Raw genomic sequence first — 16,650 nt, 5'->3', positions numbered from 1 at the left:
TAAGTCGAAAACTTCTCTTTGCAAGGACGATCCTCCTTACTCTTCCGCAGAGAATAGTTCTAAATTTTCTGGTGCTTCAATCAGTTTTTGTACTTTCGCTTCATACTCGTCTAGCTTGCCGTGACAATGGCGAACAAGAACGATACCTTCTTGAAAAAGCTGTAGGGATTGATCGAGCGTTGCTTCTCCCTTTTCTAAGTTGCGAACAACTTCTTCTAGACGGGCCAGAGCATTTTCATAAGAAAGGACTAGCTCTTCTTTTGATTGATCTGCCATCGGCTTGTCACCTTCCTCTCTTCCACTTTACAAGTTACTTCGCCTTTGCGCAAGGTAATGTGAATAGACTCACCAGGGGAGACTTGTTCAGCATCTCTGAGCACTTCTTCTTTTTCATTTAGACAAAGGGCAAAGCCTCGATCCAAAACAGCTAGGGGGCTCAAGGCATCGAGTAGGCCTGCTTGCATAGCTATTTCACTGCGTTTTTTGAGCAGTTTCTGATTAGCTTGGTAGATCAAACGGTGGCGCAGTTCATCAACACGCTGAGCCATCTGTTCAGTCCGTCGCCCTTGCACATGAGCAAGCAAACGAGCTTCTAAATCCTGCACTTGCTTAGCTTTCTGGGCAATAATGGCTCTTTCAGAGTTACGCAAAAGACGTTCTTCTAATTGATCAACACGCTGTTGTTGGATGCGCAAATTTTGCAAAGGATTAGCCAGCACAGGCCTTTTTTCGAGACTTGTAACTGCCTGGCGGGAACTACTAATCTGGCTATGCATAGCTCTGCGCAAGCGCTCTTCCAGATCATTACATTGTATCTTCAAGCTATCATAGACAGGAACAGCCAACTCTGCCGCGGCTGAGGGGGTAGCGGCACGAACATCAGCAACTAAATCACTTAAAGAGACGTCAGATTCGTGACCGACTGCGGAGATAACTGGAATAGGAAAGTCGGCGATGACACGACATAGCTGTTCATCATTAAAAGCCCAGAGGTCTTCTCGAGATCCGCCACCTCTACCGATAATGACTACATCGACGAGAGGGTGATTTCTCATTTTTTCCAAAGCCTTAATTAAGCTCTCTGGTGCTTCTTCACCTTGAACCATCGCTGGTGCTAAAAAGATATTCATCTTAGGATAGCGCCGCGTAATAACAGCATAAAGATCGCGAATAGCCGCTCCAGTTGGTGCTGTAACAATACCAACAGCTCGTGGTAGAAAAGGCAAAGGTCTCTTTCGCTCTGAAGCAAAAAGACCATCAGCTTCTAAACGTTGACGCACTTGTTCTAAAGCTAAGTAAATTCCACCAAGACCAGCTGGCTCCATCTCTTCAGCATAAAGCTGATATACACCATCACGAGCATAAACAGCAATACGACCTCTAATCACCACTTGGAGACCGTTTTCAGGGCGAAACTTGAGAAACCGAGCCCGCCCACGAAACATAAGGGCTTTAAGAGTACCTTCCCGATCTTTTAAGGTAAAATACATGTGACCAGAGCTGTGATGCTTAAAGTTAGAAAGCTCACCTTGAACCCATATATCTTGTAAAGTCTCTTCTTCACTTAAGAGACCTTCAATATACTGGTTCAGCTCTGTTATTGACCATACTTTATTCATTGCTCGCCCCCCCACAGGGTAGGTTCAGAATCAGGACTGCTTGCTCTGAAGATATTGATCTATAGCACGGGCAGATTTTTTGCCTGCACCCATAGCCAAAATAACTGTTGCCGCACCGGTAACAATATCGCCACCAGCAAAAACACCAGGTAGAGAAGTACGTCCTTCTTCGTCAGCTTGAATAGTACCTTTGCGATTTAAGGCCAGACCTGCTGTTGATTGTGTCACCAGAGGATTAGGACCTTGGCCAATAGCAACAATAACTGAATCTACTTCCATGAAAAACTCAGAGCCTTCCACAGGCACAGGACGACGGCGACCAGATTCATCAGGTTCACCTAACTCATAACGGAGACAGTTCATCCCTTTAACCCAACCTTGCTCATCGCCTACAATTTCCACAGGGTTAGTCAATACTTTGAACTGCACACCTTCTTCATGAGCATGTTCAATCTCTTCAGCACGAGCAGGCATTTCTTTTTCTGAACGGCGATAAACGATCGAAACTTCTTCAGCACCTAAGCGTAGAGCAGTTCTTGCCGCATCCATAGCTACGTTACCTGCACCAAGAACAGCTACTTTGCGACCACTAATTACAGGCGTTAGAAAATTAGGGAAATCGTAGCCTTTCATTAGGTTAGTACGAGTTAAGAATTCATTAGCCGCAAAAACGCCACAAAGATTCTCGCCAGGAATACCCATAAAGTTAGGCAGACCAGCACCAGTACCTATAAAAACAGCTTCATAGCCTTTTTGTTGCAAATCCTCAACAGTAAAAGTTTTGCCACCTACCATGTTTACTTGTAGATTGACACCTAGCTTACGCAAGCTATCAATCTCTTTTTCCACAATCGCTTTAGGCAAACGAAACTCTGGAATACCATACATAAGTACGCCACCAGCAACATGCAGAGCTTCAAAAACAGTAACATCATAGCCAAAGCGAGCTAGATCGGCGGCACAGCTTAAGCCAGCAGGACCAGCACCGATAATTGCTACTTTCTGTTTCTTAGGAGATGCTGTAGCAGAACTTTCTGATTCCTGATCGCCATCTACAGTATCTAGATCAGCAACCTTAGCTTCTTCGGCTTCTTCCTTAGCCATTTCCCAATCAGCAACAAAACGCTCTAAGCGCCCAATAGCAACTGGTTCAGACTTAATGCCCACAATGCACTTACTTTCGCACTGACTTTCCTGTGGGCAGACACGACCACAAACAGCAGGTAAAGCATTTTTCAACTTCAATTGTTTAGCCGCCGTAGCCATATCACCGTCTGCCACAGCTTGAATAAATTCAGGAATAAGCACTTCTACAGGACAGCCATCACGGCATTTAGGCTTTTTACATTGCAGACAACGTTTTGCTTCTATAATAGCCTGTTCTTCTGTATAACCAAGAGCCACTTCGTTAAAGTTACTGACCCGTTCTTGCGGAGCCTGGCAAGGCATTTCTTGTCGGCCAGGACGATTCTTTACTGACACCCGCAATGACCTCCTTTATGTTCCAATACAGCTAGGGCTCTTTTTTCTTGATCTTTATAGATAGACAATCTTTTGATAGCAAGATCAAAGTCAACAAGATGACCGTCAAATTCAGGTCCATCTACACAGGCAAACTTAGTCTCACTGCCAACTTGTACACGACAAGCGCCGCACATACCTGTACCGTCCATCATTAGGGGGTTCATGCTGACAATAGTCTTCAATTCCCAAGGACGAGTAACATTAGTGATAGCCCGCATCATAGGCATAGGCCCAATAGCCCACAGAGCTGATAATTGTCCACGCTCTTCATAAAGGTCTTTCAAGGCATCAGTAACAAAGCCTTGGCGTCCATAAGAGCCATCATCAGTACAGACAATAAGCTGATCACTAACAGAAGCCATCTTCTCTTCCCAGATTAACAGCTCTTTGTTACGAGCACCAATGATAGAAATCACTTCATTGCCTGCTTCTTTCAGATCACGAGCAATAGGAAAAATAGGCGCAATACCAATACCGCCACCAACTAAAACAACAGGATGGTCATAGCGCTCAATCTCCGATGGTACACCTAGAGGACCTACGAAATCTAAAATATGGTCTCCTTCTTCCATCTGCCCAAACAAAGTGGAACTCGCACCAAGTTCTTGAATAATGGTAGTAATAGTGCCTTGTTCACGATTATAATCAGCAATGGTTAGAGGAATCCGCTCCGCTTTCTCACTAACGCGCAAAATAAAAAACTGTCCTGCTTTCGCTTTTTCCGCAACCATAGGTGCGTAGACTTCAAATTCTTTTACGGCTGGAGAATGGATTATTTTTTTTACGATGGGATACATTCAGCCATAGCCTCCTTAAAAAAGGGCGACCACCTGGCCACCCTATTCATTGCAATTTGAATCCCATACAATCTGGTAACTCAATTTTTTAGTTTATCACTAATATTCAGGAGGGTCAACGGCAGGCAAAAGCCTTTTTTTGACTTCTCCAGCCAATCAAAGCTACCCCAACTGCATTGTCACCGGAAAGTTGTGCAGTGGCAAAAGCTAATTGCGCTCCCACCGCTTTATGTTCTAATCGATAACGTAAACGCTGACGAAGAAAAGCATTAGCGGCCACTCCTCCCACGATAAGGATCTTGGGAATCTTTTCTGTTTCCACCGCTTTACGCAAGATCTTTTCGAGGGAAGAGGCAATACATCGTTCTACAGCACGGGCAATCTCCGGCCCTCCTACTTGAGCTTCCTTGATCATGCGGAGGGCCGCTGTCTCCACACCAGAAAAGCTAAGATTGTACCCTTTTACAGCGGCAGGAAAGACGAGATCACCGGTCGCTGAAGTTGCTAGTTTTTCTAAGTATGGTCCTGAAGGAAAAGGTAAGCCTAGAGCAACGCCCACACGATCGACCAGTTGCCCAGCATGCAGATCGAGGGTAGCTCCTAAAGTTTGAACATGAAAAGCTACTTGACCTCCCTCTTCCTCACTGAGACCTTGTTCTACTGCTGGCGTCACTCGCAAAAGCTCTGTAGTTCCACCGGAAAGATGAACAGCAAGAAAAGGCTCTGCTAGCCACTCCTCAGGAACTTGTACTTCTTGAGAAGAATAAAGCCCTGCCATAAGGTGACCTTCTTGATGAGACGTCTCTACTAAGGGAACTTCTAAGGTTCTAGCTAAAGTATGAGCAACTAAACGACCAGCTCGAAAAACAGGCAAATAAGATTGCTCGTCCCGTCGAGGACGAGCTGAATAAGCTATAGCATCAATGCTTAAGTTCTTGCCATCCTGGCGAAGATCCTGCAGAAGCTCATCTAAAAGTTCTGGCAAATGTTGGCCATGCAAAAAAAAGGCATCTCCCTGGCGGAGACCCCTTTCGCCTTTTTTTACTGGTAGCATGCGACGTCGCTCTGCTCTTACCGCTCCAGTCTCATCGACAAAAGCAATTGAAGTAGTGTAACAGCTCGTGTCGAAACCGAGAACACCTCTAAGTGTCTTAGAGGCTTCCATTGACTTGCTCTTTCTCAGACTGTTCCTTCTCTGTTCCAGCCTGCTCACTTATAGCGACACTTTGCCCGTCATCGTGGTCACTTGGGGAGGATTTGTTTTCTTTTTGCTGTAATTCGCGAGCTAATTGACCTAACACACCATTAATAAATTTAGCCGCTTCTTCACCAGAATAGATTTTGGCTAATTCCAAAGCTTCATTAATAGCAACGTTGTTAGGAACATCAGATCTATAAAGGATTTCAAAAATAGCTAAGCGCAAAAGATTTCGATCCACATTAGCCAATCGGTCTAAGTTCCATTCCACAGCCAAGCGGCTGATAGTCTGATCGATCTCTTTACGATAGTCCGCAACACCCCTAACGAGCTCCTGCGCAAATTCAGCGGCACGTTCATTTACGCTAAACTCTTCACAAGTATATTTCAAGGCAAATTCTAGATCAACGCGACCAAGATCATGTTGAAAAAGGGTCTGCAGAGCTGTTTCTCTACCTAGGCGTCTACTCAATCTGAACCGTCCCCTTCTTTTATCGTGACATTAAAACTGCTAAATGAATGATAGAATTTATTTTTTCCATTTTTTATGCAATTTATTACCTTTTTATTGCCTACAAGTCTTTAATTCAGCTTTAGTCTGTTTGGTGTACTTTAAGTAAAGTTAAAAGTAAATGAAATCAATTTGTTATGTAAGATTATTACAATATTACAACACTCTTCGTCGAGGCCTTTGCTTGTTCTTATCATCCCAGGGGAGTTCTTTATTGACCAGAACTTTAGTAGCAGTAACAGTCACTTCTTCAACAGGAAGGCCCGTTACTTTTTCTAAAACTTCTTGAATAGTCTGTTGCAGTTGAGGCCCTAATCGAGGCAACATACCTTCTCGATGTGTCGTCACTTCTAATTGTACTGTCAGTCGGCCCGCTTCATTGATATTAAAAATCTTAATATGGGCACTGCGCACACCAAACTGTTGAGTCGCTATGTTGTAGACAAGTTCTTCCATGGCCGGTCGAGTAATCTTAATCTTGCCTAGCTTATTTTCAGTAAGCAAAGTATGATCTCGCCTTTTTACCGGTAAAAGTAAGTAGATAAATCGACTAATAAAAAAAAGATAAGTCAAGGCAAAGAAGGCGATGACGACACCTGAGGAACTGCTAGAGGCCGCTGAAGAGAGCATAAACAAGCCCTTACCGTCTGTAGTGCCAAGAGACAAGCCCAACCAGATAACATAGAGAGTCATGAAAAAAGCTGGCAAGGCAACAGCTAGGCTAAAGATGCGGCCTGGTACAACCATCAAATCACTCCTTTGCAAAATAGAAAGAGCTAAAAGCAAGTAGAAAACCCCTGAGAAGATTCTCAGGGGGCTCTTCATTACTTCAACCGATCTTCCTCTTTCGGTTCGGGAGGTACAAAATTAACCCCCTGAATATGGACGTTTACCTCCACAACAGCCAAGCCAGTCATGCTTTCAATAGAACGTTTTACATTTTCTTGCACAGCCTTAGCTACCTCAGGAATCTTACTACCAAAATCTACAACAATGTTCAAGTCAACGGCCGCTTCTTTTTCGCCTACTTCAACTTTGACACCTTTGGTCAAGTTCTTGCGACCTAACATTTCAGCGATACCGCCGCCAATACCACCGCTCATGGCCGTAACGCCTTCTACTTCTGTAGCGGCCAATCCTGCAATAGTTGCAACAACTTCATTAGCTATGCGAATATGTCCGAATTCCGCAGTGACTTTAGTATTGTCATTATCCATCACGCGGCACCTCCTGCACGTGTTCTCAAACAATGGAGGGTGTCCATTGATTATTATTGTACCAGAGATAGGGAGCTTATGCCAGATCTGCTAAAGAATCTGTCAAAATATCAGTTAATCTGTGAAAGAAAAGGACCTAAACATACGTCCAGGTCCTTTTCTAGATATTATTAGTCTTTTAAGATATGTCGTGGAATAAAGTTCGTATAAACCTCGCCTGATTGGAAGACCTCATGGCCCAGCACTTTTTGCTGGAAGGGAATAGTCGTCTTGATTCCTTCAATCTTGAACTCCTCAAGAGCTCTTTGCATCCGTGCGATAGCTTCATCACGAGTGCGACCCCAGACGATAAGTTTACCGACCATAGAGTCATAAAACGGCGGGATTTTGTAACCGCTGTAAACGGCACTGTCAATGCGCACGCCATAACCACCAGGAATGCGATATTCCTGAACCGTGCCTGGTGAAGGCATAAAGTTGCGGTCAGGATCTTCCGCATTAATGCGGCATTCCATTGCCCAGCCGTTAATAACAATATCATCTTGAGTATAGCCAAGAGGCTCGCCAGCGGCTACACGGATTTGTTCTTTGATCAAGTCGATACCTGTAATCATTTCTGTAACAGGATGCTCAACCTGAATACGCGTATTCATCTCGATAAAGTAATACTGATTGTATTTGTCGAGCAAAAACTCTACCGTACCAGCGTTAGCATAATCAACTGCTTTAGCCGCTAAGATAGCTTGTTTACCCATCTCTTCACGTAGTTCAGGTGATAAAGCCATAGAAGGCGCTTCTTCAATGAGCTTCTGGTTACGTCTCTGCACAGAACAATCGCGCTCACCGAGGTGAACAACATTACCGTGTTCGTCTGCTATGATCTGAAACTCAATATGTCTTGGTTCTTCAACAAACTTTTCCATATAGACAGCATTGTTGCCAAAAGCCGCCTGAGCTTCTGATTGTGCTGTCTGAATGGCTTTAAGCAATTCATTTTCGCTATGAGCAATTCGCATACCACGACCGCCGCCACCAGCGGAAGCTTTGATCATGACAGGATAGCCAATCTCTTGAGCAATCTTCATAGCTTCTTCATCATTAGTAATGATTGACTCTGAACCAGGCACAACGCGAACACCAGCGGCAATCATAGTCTCCCGAGCTACGGACTTAGCGCCCATTGATTCAATCGCTTTGGCATTAGGACCGATGAACTTAATATCAACAGTTTCGCAAATCTCAGCAAAGTACGCGTTCTCAGCAAGAAAACCATAACCAGGGTGAATAGCATCTGCGTTAGAAACAGTAGCGGCACTAATGATATTCGTAATGTTGAGATAGCTTTTGTTAGAAGGTGCTGGACCAACACAAAAAGCTTCATCAGCTAACTTAACATGGAGGGCATCACGATCTGCTTCAGAATAGACGGCTACTGTTTTGATACCCATTTCTTTACAAGCTCGAATAATACGAACGGCAATTTCACCGCGATTAGCTACGAGTATTTTGTTGAATAAAGGACGCTGTTCCATGGGTACCCCCTTAGATCTTTTCCACTAGGAAAAGTGTTTGTCCGTATTCTACAGGCTCACCATTTTCAACTAAAATGTCAAGAATAGTGCCAGAAATTTCTGCTTCAATCTCATTCATAAGCTTCATAGCTTCTACGATACAAACTGTACTGCCAGCTTCTACCTTAGTGCCTTTATCAACGAAAGGACGAGCATCGGGAGCTGGAGCAGAATAGAAAGTACCAACCATAGGTGAAGTAATAGCAACTACGTTAGGGTTGTTGCTGTAATCTGGCTTTGCTTCTACTGGCTCTTCTTCAACAACTGGCGCGGCCGCTACAGGAGCTGGTGCTACAGGTGCAGGAGCAACTGCTACAGGAACTGGTGCACTTACTACGGCAGATGCTTGACCTTCTGCAATGAAGTTACCTTTACGAATGACTAGTTTGACGCCATCGTTTTCTAATGAAACTTCATTAATATCTGAACCATTTAACGCTTGGATCAGTTCTTTTACATCTTGAATGTTCATATCGATTTCCTCCTTCTGTGCAGTACCTATCGAAGCGACTTTCTGACGATTCTCAACGGCACTGGTTCCCGTTTTTGTTGTTTTATCTGAAAGAGCCTTTGCTTCCTTATTGCCCTGTACTGGACTAATAGGTCCTGCCACATGATGAGGATTTTTGCGATGATCAAAGAATTTTAGAGCTACTTGTGGGAAGAGGCCATAAGAAAGCACATCTTCGTCACTATGGGCTAAAGGACCAAGCTCTTTGCGTAGTTTCTCCATAGCTGGTGGAAGCAAGTCTGCTGGTCTACCTTCAATAGGCTTATCATCTTTGAGAATCTTTTTCTGGATTTCTTCATCAATTGGTGCCGCTGGCTTACCGTAAAGACCTTTTACATAGCCTTTTACTTCGCCTGGCACAAGCTTATATCTTTCGCCTAAGAGAACATTAAGTACGGCCTGAGTGCCGATGATCTGACTCGTAGGCGTCACGAGAGGCGGATAACCCATGTCTGCACGCACTTTGGGGATTTCTGCAAGCACTTCATTGAGGCGGTGCGATGCTTTTTGTTCTTCTAATTGCGAAACAAGGTTACTGATCATTCCACCTGGAACTTGATGATCAAAAACTTGCATATCATTAATGCGTGTAACGCCTCGAGCATAGCCCAGTCGTTTACGCAAATCTTCAAAATATCTGGTAATTTCAAAAAGTTCGTGAATATCTATACCCGTATCGAACTCTGTGTCAGAAAGAGCACGTACTAGCGTCTCAATCGGTGGCTGGGAAGCACCAAAAGCTAGCGGTAACGCGGCGGCATCAATGATGTCAACTCCAGCGTCGACACCTTTTAAGAGCGCCCCTACAGCCATGCCTCCAATGTAATGAGTATGCATCTGTAGTGGCAGATCTACTTTTTCTTTGATTCTTGATACTAATTCACGAGATTTGAAAGGTAACAACAAACCAGCCATATCTTTGATACAGAGTGAATCTGCACCCATCTCAGCTAATCGCTGAGCAGTCTCGACATAATGGTCCATCGTATGTACAGGACTGATCGTATATACGATGGCCGCTTGCACATGAGCGCCTGCTTCTTTGGCATACTTAATAGGCGCTTCCACATTACGCAGATCATTTAAGGCATCAAAAATCCGAATAATGTCAATTCCATTTTCAACCGATTTGTGTACAAATGCTTCTACGACATCGTCAGCATAGTGGGTATAACCAACTAGTGACTGACCTCGTAATAGCATCTGTAACTTACTGTTTTTGAAGTGGCGTCTCAGGATTCGCAAACGCTCCCAGGGGTCTTCGTTAAGATAACGCATGCAGACGTCAAAAGTAGCTCCTCCCCAAACTTCAACAGAGTGGTAGCCAACCTTATCCATCTTTTCCACAATGGGCAGCATATCTTCTAAGCGCATGCGAGTGGCCCATAAACTTTGATGTCCGTCACGCAAAGTTGTGTCGGTGACTTTTACTTTTCTTAATTCTGTCATTTCATACCTCCATCACCGTGCGGCCTGGGTCACTCAGTTTCAAAAAAACCTTGTAGCCGCTTTGTAATTCTAAGACTCGACAAAAACTATTACTACAAACCCTGAGCTTAACACCGTTTAGCACTATTGCACTAAACTCCTATGGTACATTATAGGTTTCTTATCCCAGTAAAGCAAGCTTTCTGGTAAAGTATACACCGTACAACAAAAAAACAACCTCCTTCCTATTAATATAGGCGGAGGTTGTTGCTTTTTTTTTCTTCTATTGAGTCATAATCGCAATAGCTGAAGGTGCTCTTCCGGTGATGGAGGAAACTATATCGATAATCTTGCTTTTGCTGTCGTCAGTGCTTTCTTTGGAAACAACGACAGAGACACTTTCTGGTTGAATAAGCACGACGGCATCTTGATGACCTTGAGCGATGATGATTTTTTCTGCTTCTAATTCCTTGCGCATTAAGTCTGTCATCGAGAGCAGTGTTTCCTGTGCTTCTTGACGAGTGCTGTCAGCAGAATGACTATTGTTGACTATTTCGCGAAGCAATTCAATTTGTTGACTTCGATTGCGCTCCCGTTCAATCCGATATTCGGCAAAAAAGTTATGGTTTTGTAAGCTCCCTTGCAAATCCGATAGAGCTTTGGGTAAGCCATCGTTAGCACTGCTCTGTTGCTGACCTTGTTCTTGCGCTGGTTGTTTGCTTTCTTCTATAGGTGCAAGAGCTTCTTCGACCATTTTCTCTTTGTCTAATTCTTTTGCTCGCTTTCCTGCAAAGATTGTTTCATCAAGTCGAGATGGGTAAGCATCTAGATCGGCCAGAGCCATTTCTGTATGTTGAGCAATCTTCGATTCTTGTTCAGAATCAAATTTGTTCAGCATATAAGAGAAAGTTTTGTCGCCAAGAAAATGAGAGCTTTTGAAAGTAAGACCAATGATAAAAATAGCTGTAAGGGCTACTACAAGGAGCATAAAGCGAGGTGGCACGAGAGAACGCTTTGTTTTTAAGCTTTTTCTAAAATTGCTTGACTTTTTAGAAAAAGGGGACTTTTTATCCATTTTTACACACTTCCTTCTCGGGGGAAGATGCTCACTTTGTGAGCTGGTACGTCGAGTAAAGTGCAGACGGCACGGCCAATCTTTTCTTTGATTTCACTATCTTTGGCCCCGTCAGCAATTACGAGAACACCAGCGATTTCATAGCGCATCTCGCGCACTACCACAGGCTGTTCTCTAGAGTTGACACCTTCACGCATAACTACAAGTTGACGAGAGTCGCTATTATCGTTCGTAACTCTTTCGCCGCCTTGTTTGTCTTTTTCCTCGATTTTGCGATTGTTAGCATTAACATTGATAGCATACTCAGCTTGGGTACCTTGAGCCAAACTGACCCGTACTTCTGCCATGCCAACACCTGCAATAGCCGAAAGAGCGCTAGCAACGCGATCTTCTAACAAGCGTTCTTGAGCGGCTAGCTCACTACCTCTTTGAATACCTGCTAAGGGGTCTCGAGGACTTGTAGTATTAGTTGTCGTTACATCGCTCCCTTCCATAGTGGGGCTTTTCGTATCATCACTTTGAATAAAGAAAAAGGAAAAGCCCAGGAACAGTAAAATGGCGACGAAGGCACCCATTTTATCTTTAGTGAGGCTCCAAATGCTTTTTTCGTTTTTTTCCATTTCTTTTGACTTATCCATCTTTTATCCACCTCGGTTATTTTCTCTTGCTCTAAGTAATTAGTCCCAAGTTACTTGGATTTTTTCTATAGGAACGCCGTAGAGACCCGAGAGGGTTTGGGCTAGTTGAGCGGCTAAGTCATTTTTTTCTTTCGCTCTCACTTGCTCGTCTGATGGCATAGTTGTTGTTGCTTCTGTTGACTCTATAGCTTCTCTTGGTTCTCTTGAATCTGTAGATTCTGTACTCCCTACAGGGTCAATTTGTACTTCCGCTACTTGATTAGGTACGAAAAGACTTCCGCTTTCCTCACTTAAATGGAGGCGTATTTCATAAATACCTTTTTGGTCATCTCCATCTAGCTTGATCTGGGCTTTGGCATCTTTGATACCGCTTTTTAGCGAAGCTAGTGCTTCCACTTGACGTTCTAAGCGAAAGCGAGCCTCTTCCCTAGCTCGTTCATAATTTTGTTGCCGCAACCCTTCACCTTGCCTTTTGATTTCTTCGTAACCTGAAGTAATTTCTTCTGGCAAGGCTTGTTGACTCAGCGTTTGTGACCAGTCCTGATGGTGCATGAAGCTCATAATAGGATTAAGAATAGCAACCATGATAAAAAGTCCAACAACAAGCCGCACCAGATTCTGGAGGCGGCCATTAGGCATGAGCATGTCTAGTATTGTGCCAACGAGAATGATTAAGATCACCTGTTGGATTATTTCACGCAAAATCTCGATATGTGCCGGCCTCCTTCCTTCGTCGGCTTAGTCCAATTATTATGCAACTTTTGTGATTCCATGCCGCGACCTGTGAGGACAAGCCCTTCCGTACGGACTGTTCCCACGCAGGTCCGTTAATTTTTCTTAGCGCATCATGACGGTAATATTGCCAGCGCCGACGACGATAGCTAGTGCTAGGAAGAACATCATGCCTACTGTAGCTACAGCGCCGAAGATGAGCGCTAAGCTACTGCCGATGACTTCTAAGCAGTCTGATAAGGGGCTGTCACCGATAGGTTGAAGTAGAGCGCCAATGAGGCGGTAAACGATGACCATGGCCAGGATTTTGAGAGCTGGTAATACGGTGAGGACGATGATGATGAGAGCGGCGACGAGGCCGAGGCCATTTTTTAAGAGTATTGATGAGTTGATCAGGAGTTCGAAGCTGTCTGTAATGAGGCCACCAACAACGGGGATGAAAGCATCGGTAGCGTATTTGGCTGTACGCAAGGTTAAGCCGTCTGCGACTGCGCCTACAGCTCCGTAGATGCTGATGACGCCTAGGAAAAGAGTAACCAGGAGTCCCATGAGCAATTTGTAACCGTCTTTGACAAGGTTATAAAGGTTTTTGGTTTTGAATTTTGGTGATAAGTGATTAATAATTCCAAGAACGGTAGCGAAGAAGATCAGGGGAAAGATCCAGTTTTTGATTAAAGTGCTGATCAAAGTAATCGTTCCGAGGATAATGGGATGAAAAAGAGCACCCGAGGCAAAAGCACCCATGGCTGTAAGCAAGGTAAGCATAATCGGTAGGATAGCTTGCATGAACTGAACCATATCATCTATAGCGTCTCGTCCTGTTTGAACGGCACTGTAGAAGCTGTGTAGCGCAATAGTAATTAAGACCATGTAGCCAGCGGCAAAAGCAACTTTGGAGGTTGTCCCGCCGTCGAAGCTAGCTTGCATATAATTAAGGATAGCGACGACAACAGCTAAGATGACCAGCTGTCCCATAAGAGCTGTGTTAGCTAAGACTTCATGAAATAGATAAGTTAAGATGCCTTGCAAGATAGCACTCAAGGAAAAGCTTACTTTACCGTCTCTGATATCTTGCAGTAAGGTGCTAAAGTTAATGGAAGGAAGAAAACGCCCCTGATCGTGCTCTAATTGATCAAGAAATTGTTGGAGCGCTGTAAGGTCAATAGCTTCCATCGTTTCTTGACTATGTTGCATATCCGGTGACACTTGAGGGTAGGGATTAGAAAAAGGCTCAATTTCAACAGGCTTCACTGCCGCTAGAGCCAACCCTTGTGGCATTATGCTTGTTGATAAAGGACAAGCCATTAGGAAAAAAAAGAGCACTAAGAAGAGTGTTGCTAGTTTTTTTCTCATGGCCCACCTCCCTGCGGCAGGAGATTAATTAGCGTTTCGATTAAGGCGAGAATGATGGGTAAGGCCATGACCATGACAATAATTTTTGCGGCTAATTCAACTTTGGAGGCAATGGCCGATTCTCCAGCATCTCGGCAAATCTGAGCGCCAAATTCGGCTATGTAGGCGACACCGACGATTTTAAGTAGCGTAGTAAGGTAGTAACGATTGATTTGGGCCTGATGAGCTAGATCGTCGAGCACCTGAAGAATGGCTGATATTTTGGTTAAGATGAACAGAAAAAGAATCACGCCAGCGGCAATGCTCAATTGCACAGCCAACTCTGGACGTTGTTTGCGAATGATTACAAGTAGGACCGTGGCGATGATACCGACGCCTACGACTTGGAGAATCTCCATCTGGTTTCCCTCCTTGCCACGCCCCCCTTAGTAGAGAAAGAAGACGGATTTTACTTCAGTAAAAAGCTCACTAATCAGACGGATGACCATCAAGGTGACAAGAGCCACACCTCCAATGGCCAGTAGCTGGGCTAATTCTTCTCTTTTTGCTTCTTTCAAAATAGAGTAAAAAACGGCAACGAATATGCCTATCCCAGCTATTTGAAAGATTTCAAGCATGTCCATGGTACAATCCTCCCCATTTTTCGCCTGCCTTTTTGGGATGCCTAATAGACTACCAGAGTACTAAGACAATAGCTGAACCTGTTAAAATACCACCGTAGGACCATACTTTAGCTAGTCGTGCTCCTTCTTCGCGAGCTTCTTTTTCTAACCAGGCTAGACGCGCTTTAACTTCCTCAATACGCCGTAGTTGATCTTCTTTTGGTGCTGTTCCTAGTCCGAGAGCAAGGCGCTCTAGTTCTTCGCCATCTTTTTTGTTTAGAGCCGTTCTCGGAAGCCAATCTTGCAGACATTTAATCCAGATCTCCTGAGCACTGCTACCCTGATTTTGACGCAATCGATAGGCCATACCTTGAAAAAGCAGATCAGCCGGAGCGCCGCTGATGCGTCCTGCTTGTTCCATAGCTTGCGGTAAAGGAATAGCGCCGTAGGAAATTTCTGTAGCTAGTCCAGAAAGGGACGATTGCAATTGCGCTAAGATTTTGGGGCGGCGATGTAATTCCGAAGCCATCCACAGACCAACACTACTGCAGGCGCCAATGATGATAACAGAGCCCATAAGCTTCCACATCTTCTATAGCCTCCTCAGGAAAATCTAATTGATTTTCTCGCCTATTTCGTTATAGATAGCAACTAGCGTGCCTGGTTGAGGACGAGGACTAAGGATAATAATGCGTTGAAACAAGCCTAATTGGTTCATGATTCTGAGGCCCGATCTTTTATCTAGATCGCTATAGTTATGGCCATGGGCTGTAGCTAACAAGGATACGCCACAATGCATAGCTTCTTCTACAGCTCGTACATCGTCCATACGTCCAATCTCATCAGTAGCAAGAACTTTTGGTGCTAGAGAGCGCAGTAGCCGCAGTAGACCTTCTGACTTGGGGCATCCATCAAGAACGTCAGTGCGAGGCCCGACATCGTTTTGGGGAATACCACGGTATGAAGCGGCTATTTCCGATCGCTCATCAACAAGTCCTACGGTCATTCCAGGCAGTGCAAGATCAGGACGACCTAAGCTAAGCTGTCTAACAAGATCGCGAAGCAGTGTCGTTTTGCCGCCACCAGGAGGCGATAAGATTAAGGTGGACAAGAAAAGACTTTCTTCTGAACCTAATAAATGGGGCAAAAAAGCATCGCCTATGCCTTTGAGCTGGCGAGCAATGCGAATATTGATGGACGATACGGGATGGATAGTCTTGACTTTGCCACCTTCAAGAACAACACGACCTGCTAGGCCTACGCGATAGCCTCCGGGCAAAGTTAGATAGCCCTGACGAAATTCTTCTTCGAAAGCGTAAATAGAGCATTCGGACATAAGATGCAATGTTTGCAAGAGTTCTTCTGCAGTTACATTGCGGAGCAAAATATCACCGTTATTACAGTTGATATTGAGTGGTCGTCCCACACGGAGACGAATTTCTGAGATGCTGTCGGGGGTTAGCTTTTTCTCTTTTATCGTTTGCACAAGAAGTGGTCGTATAGCTGGAGCTAGATAGGGCAAAAGTTTGTCCAGCCAGAGATCGGCTGACGCGGGGATTAGTTGCTCCTTAGATTGTATTTCTCTCTGTGGCTGTGTAGGTGCTTGTGATGGTGTTGGTGGTGGAACTTCTTTGATATGCTGTAAGGGCCTTGTTGGTGAAACAAGTTTTTTCTGTTGCCTGTCCCAAGTTACTCGCATTGTCGATCCCCCCTATCTACCACAAAGATATGGCGGCATTGGCAAGTTTATGCAAATTGTAGGAGGAAGTAAGGAGAAAATAAAAAGAGCCCCTCAGCAAAAGAAGATCTTTCTCTTGCCAAGTGGCTCTTTTTCCCTACTCAAGTGACTCTTTTTTTCTACTATAGTGATTACT

18 protein-coding genes are annotated in these 16,650 nt (G+C 44.4%); all 18 read right to left on the bottom strand.

Annotated elements, in window-relative coordinates; genetic code table 11:
* Positions 1-36: 36 nt before the first annotated feature.
* The 18 genes from xseB to spoIIIAA all read right to left on the bottom strand — a co-directional run bounded on the left by xseB (position 37) and on the right by spoIIIAA (position 16,475).
* Positions 37-276, bottom strand: coding sequence for an exodeoxyribonuclease VII small subunit (gene xseB / locus F9B85_RS11680; protein ID WP_151621135.1), 240 nt, complete (start codon positions 274-276; stop codon positions 37-39).
* Positions 249-1,619 carry an exodeoxyribonuclease VII large subunit gene (gene xseA, locus F9B85_RS11675; RefSeq protein ID WP_151621133.1) on the bottom strand — a complete coding sequence of 457 codons (1,371 nt, stop codon included), beginning with the start codon at positions 1,617-1,619 and terminating at the stop codon, positions 249-251. Before xseA ends, xseB begins: the two co-directional genes overlap by 28 nt.
* Before the next feature lie 30 nt (positions 1,620-1,649).
* Positions 1,650-3,068 (bottom strand): NADPH-dependent glutamate synthase, encoded by a 1,419-nt coding sequence (gltA, locus tag F9B85_RS11670; RefSeq protein ID WP_151621206.1) that lies wholly within the window; start codon positions 3,066-3,068, stop codon positions 1,650-1,652.
* A 23-nt stretch (positions 3,069-3,091) separates the two neighbouring features.
* Positions 3,092-3,940, bottom strand: a complete 849-nt coding sequence (locus F9B85_RS11665; RefSeq protein ID WP_151621131.1) for a sulfide/dihydroorotate dehydrogenase-like FAD/NAD-binding protein — start codon at positions 3,938-3,940, stop codon at positions 3,092-3,094.
* Positions 3,941-4,055: 115 nt separating this feature from the next.
* Positions 4,056-5,105 carry a Kae1-like domain-containing protein gene (locus F9B85_RS11660; protein WP_151621129.1) on the bottom strand — a complete coding sequence of 350 codons (1,050 nt, stop codon included), beginning with the start codon at positions 5,103-5,105 and terminating at the stop codon, positions 4,056-4,058.
* Positions 5,092-5,610, bottom strand: a complete 519-nt coding sequence (gene nusB / locus F9B85_RS11655; RefSeq protein ID WP_151621127.1) for a transcription antitermination factor NusB — start codon at positions 5,608-5,610, stop codon at positions 5,092-5,094. Before nusB ends, F9B85_RS11660 begins: the two co-directional genes overlap by 14 nt.
* 195 nt (positions 5,611-5,805) lie before the next feature.
* A complete protein-coding gene (gene amaP, locus F9B85_RS11650) occupies positions 5,806-6,396 on the bottom strand; it encodes an alkaline shock response membrane anchor protein AmaP (RefSeq protein WP_170270475.1) in 591 nt (196 codons plus the stop codon).
* A gap of 77 nt (positions 6,397-6,473) precedes the next feature.
* On the bottom strand, positions 6,474-6,866 hold the full coding sequence (locus F9B85_RS11645) for an Asp23/Gls24 family envelope stress response protein (RefSeq protein ID WP_151621123.1): 393 nt from the start codon (positions 6,864-6,866) through the stop codon (positions 6,474-6,476).
* A 170-nt stretch (positions 6,867-7,036) separates the two neighbouring features.
* Positions 7,037-8,398: an acetyl-CoA carboxylase biotin carboxylase subunit gene (gene accC / locus F9B85_RS11640; protein ID WP_151621121.1), complete on the bottom strand. Its 1,362-nt coding sequence runs from the start codon at positions 8,396-8,398 to the stop codon at positions 7,037-7,039.
* A gap of 10 nt (positions 8,399-8,408) precedes the next feature.
* Complete coding sequence (gene accB, locus F9B85_RS11635; protein WP_151621119.1) at positions 8,409-10,397, bottom strand: acetyl-CoA carboxylase biotin carboxyl carrier protein; 1,989 nt, start codon at positions 10,395-10,397, stop codon at positions 8,409-8,411.
* 262 nt (positions 10,398-10,659) lie between these two features.
* Positions 10,660-11,451: a SpoIIIAH-like family protein gene (locus tag F9B85_RS11630; RefSeq protein WP_151621117.1), complete on the bottom strand. Its 792-nt coding sequence runs from the start codon at positions 11,449-11,451 to the stop codon at positions 10,660-10,662.
* 2 nt (positions 11,452-11,453) lie between these two features.
* Positions 11,454-12,089 (bottom strand): hypothetical protein, encoded by a 636-nt coding sequence (locus F9B85_RS11625; protein ID WP_151621105.1) that lies wholly within the window; start codon positions 12,087-12,089, stop codon positions 11,454-11,456.
* 39 nt (positions 12,090-12,128) lie between these two features.
* A complete protein-coding gene (gene spoIIIAF, locus F9B85_RS11620) occupies positions 12,129-12,791 on the bottom strand; it encodes a stage III sporulation protein AF (RefSeq protein ID WP_170270473.1) in 663 nt (220 codons plus the stop codon).
* Positions 12,792-12,926: 135 nt separating this feature from the next.
* Positions 12,927-14,174, bottom strand: coding sequence for a stage III sporulation protein AE (spoIIIAE, locus tag F9B85_RS11615; protein ID WP_243138191.1), 1,248 nt, complete (start codon positions 14,172-14,174; stop codon positions 12,927-12,929).
* The gene (gene spoIIIAD / locus F9B85_RS11610) at positions 14,171-14,572 is read right to left on the bottom strand and encodes a stage III sporulation protein AD (RefSeq protein WP_151621101.1); all 402 of its coding nucleotides are present in this window, start codon (positions 14,570-14,572) and stop codon (positions 14,171-14,173) included. The genes spoIIIAE and spoIIIAD overlap by 4 nt, the downstream gene beginning before the upstream one ends.
* Positions 14,573-14,599: 27 nt before the next feature.
* Positions 14,600-14,797 carry a stage III sporulation protein AC gene (spoIIIAC, locus tag F9B85_RS11605; RefSeq protein ID WP_151621099.1) on the bottom strand — a complete coding sequence of 66 codons (198 nt, stop codon included), beginning with the start codon at positions 14,795-14,797 and terminating at the stop codon, positions 14,600-14,602.
* Between the two features lie 49 nt (positions 14,798-14,846).
* Positions 14,847-15,365, bottom strand: a complete 519-nt coding sequence (locus tag F9B85_RS11600) for a stage III sporulation protein AB (RefSeq protein WP_151621097.1) — start codon at positions 15,363-15,365, stop codon at positions 14,847-14,849.
* Between the two features lie 24 nt (positions 15,366-15,389).
* Complete coding sequence (gene spoIIIAA / locus F9B85_RS11595) at positions 15,390-16,475, bottom strand: stage III sporulation protein AA (RefSeq protein ID WP_151621095.1); 1,086 nt, start codon at positions 16,473-16,475, stop codon at positions 15,390-15,392.
* Between the last annotated feature and the right edge of the window lie 175 nt (positions 16,476-16,650).

Source organism: Heliorestis acidaminivorans, from assembly GCF_008933955.1.
Lineage (GTDB): Bacteria > Bacillota > Desulfitobacteriia > Heliobacteriales > Heliobacteriaceae > Heliorestis > Heliorestis acidaminivorans.
The sequence above is the reverse complement of the archived record's forward strand: the minus strand, read 5'-3'. Positions and strand labels throughout refer to the sequence as shown.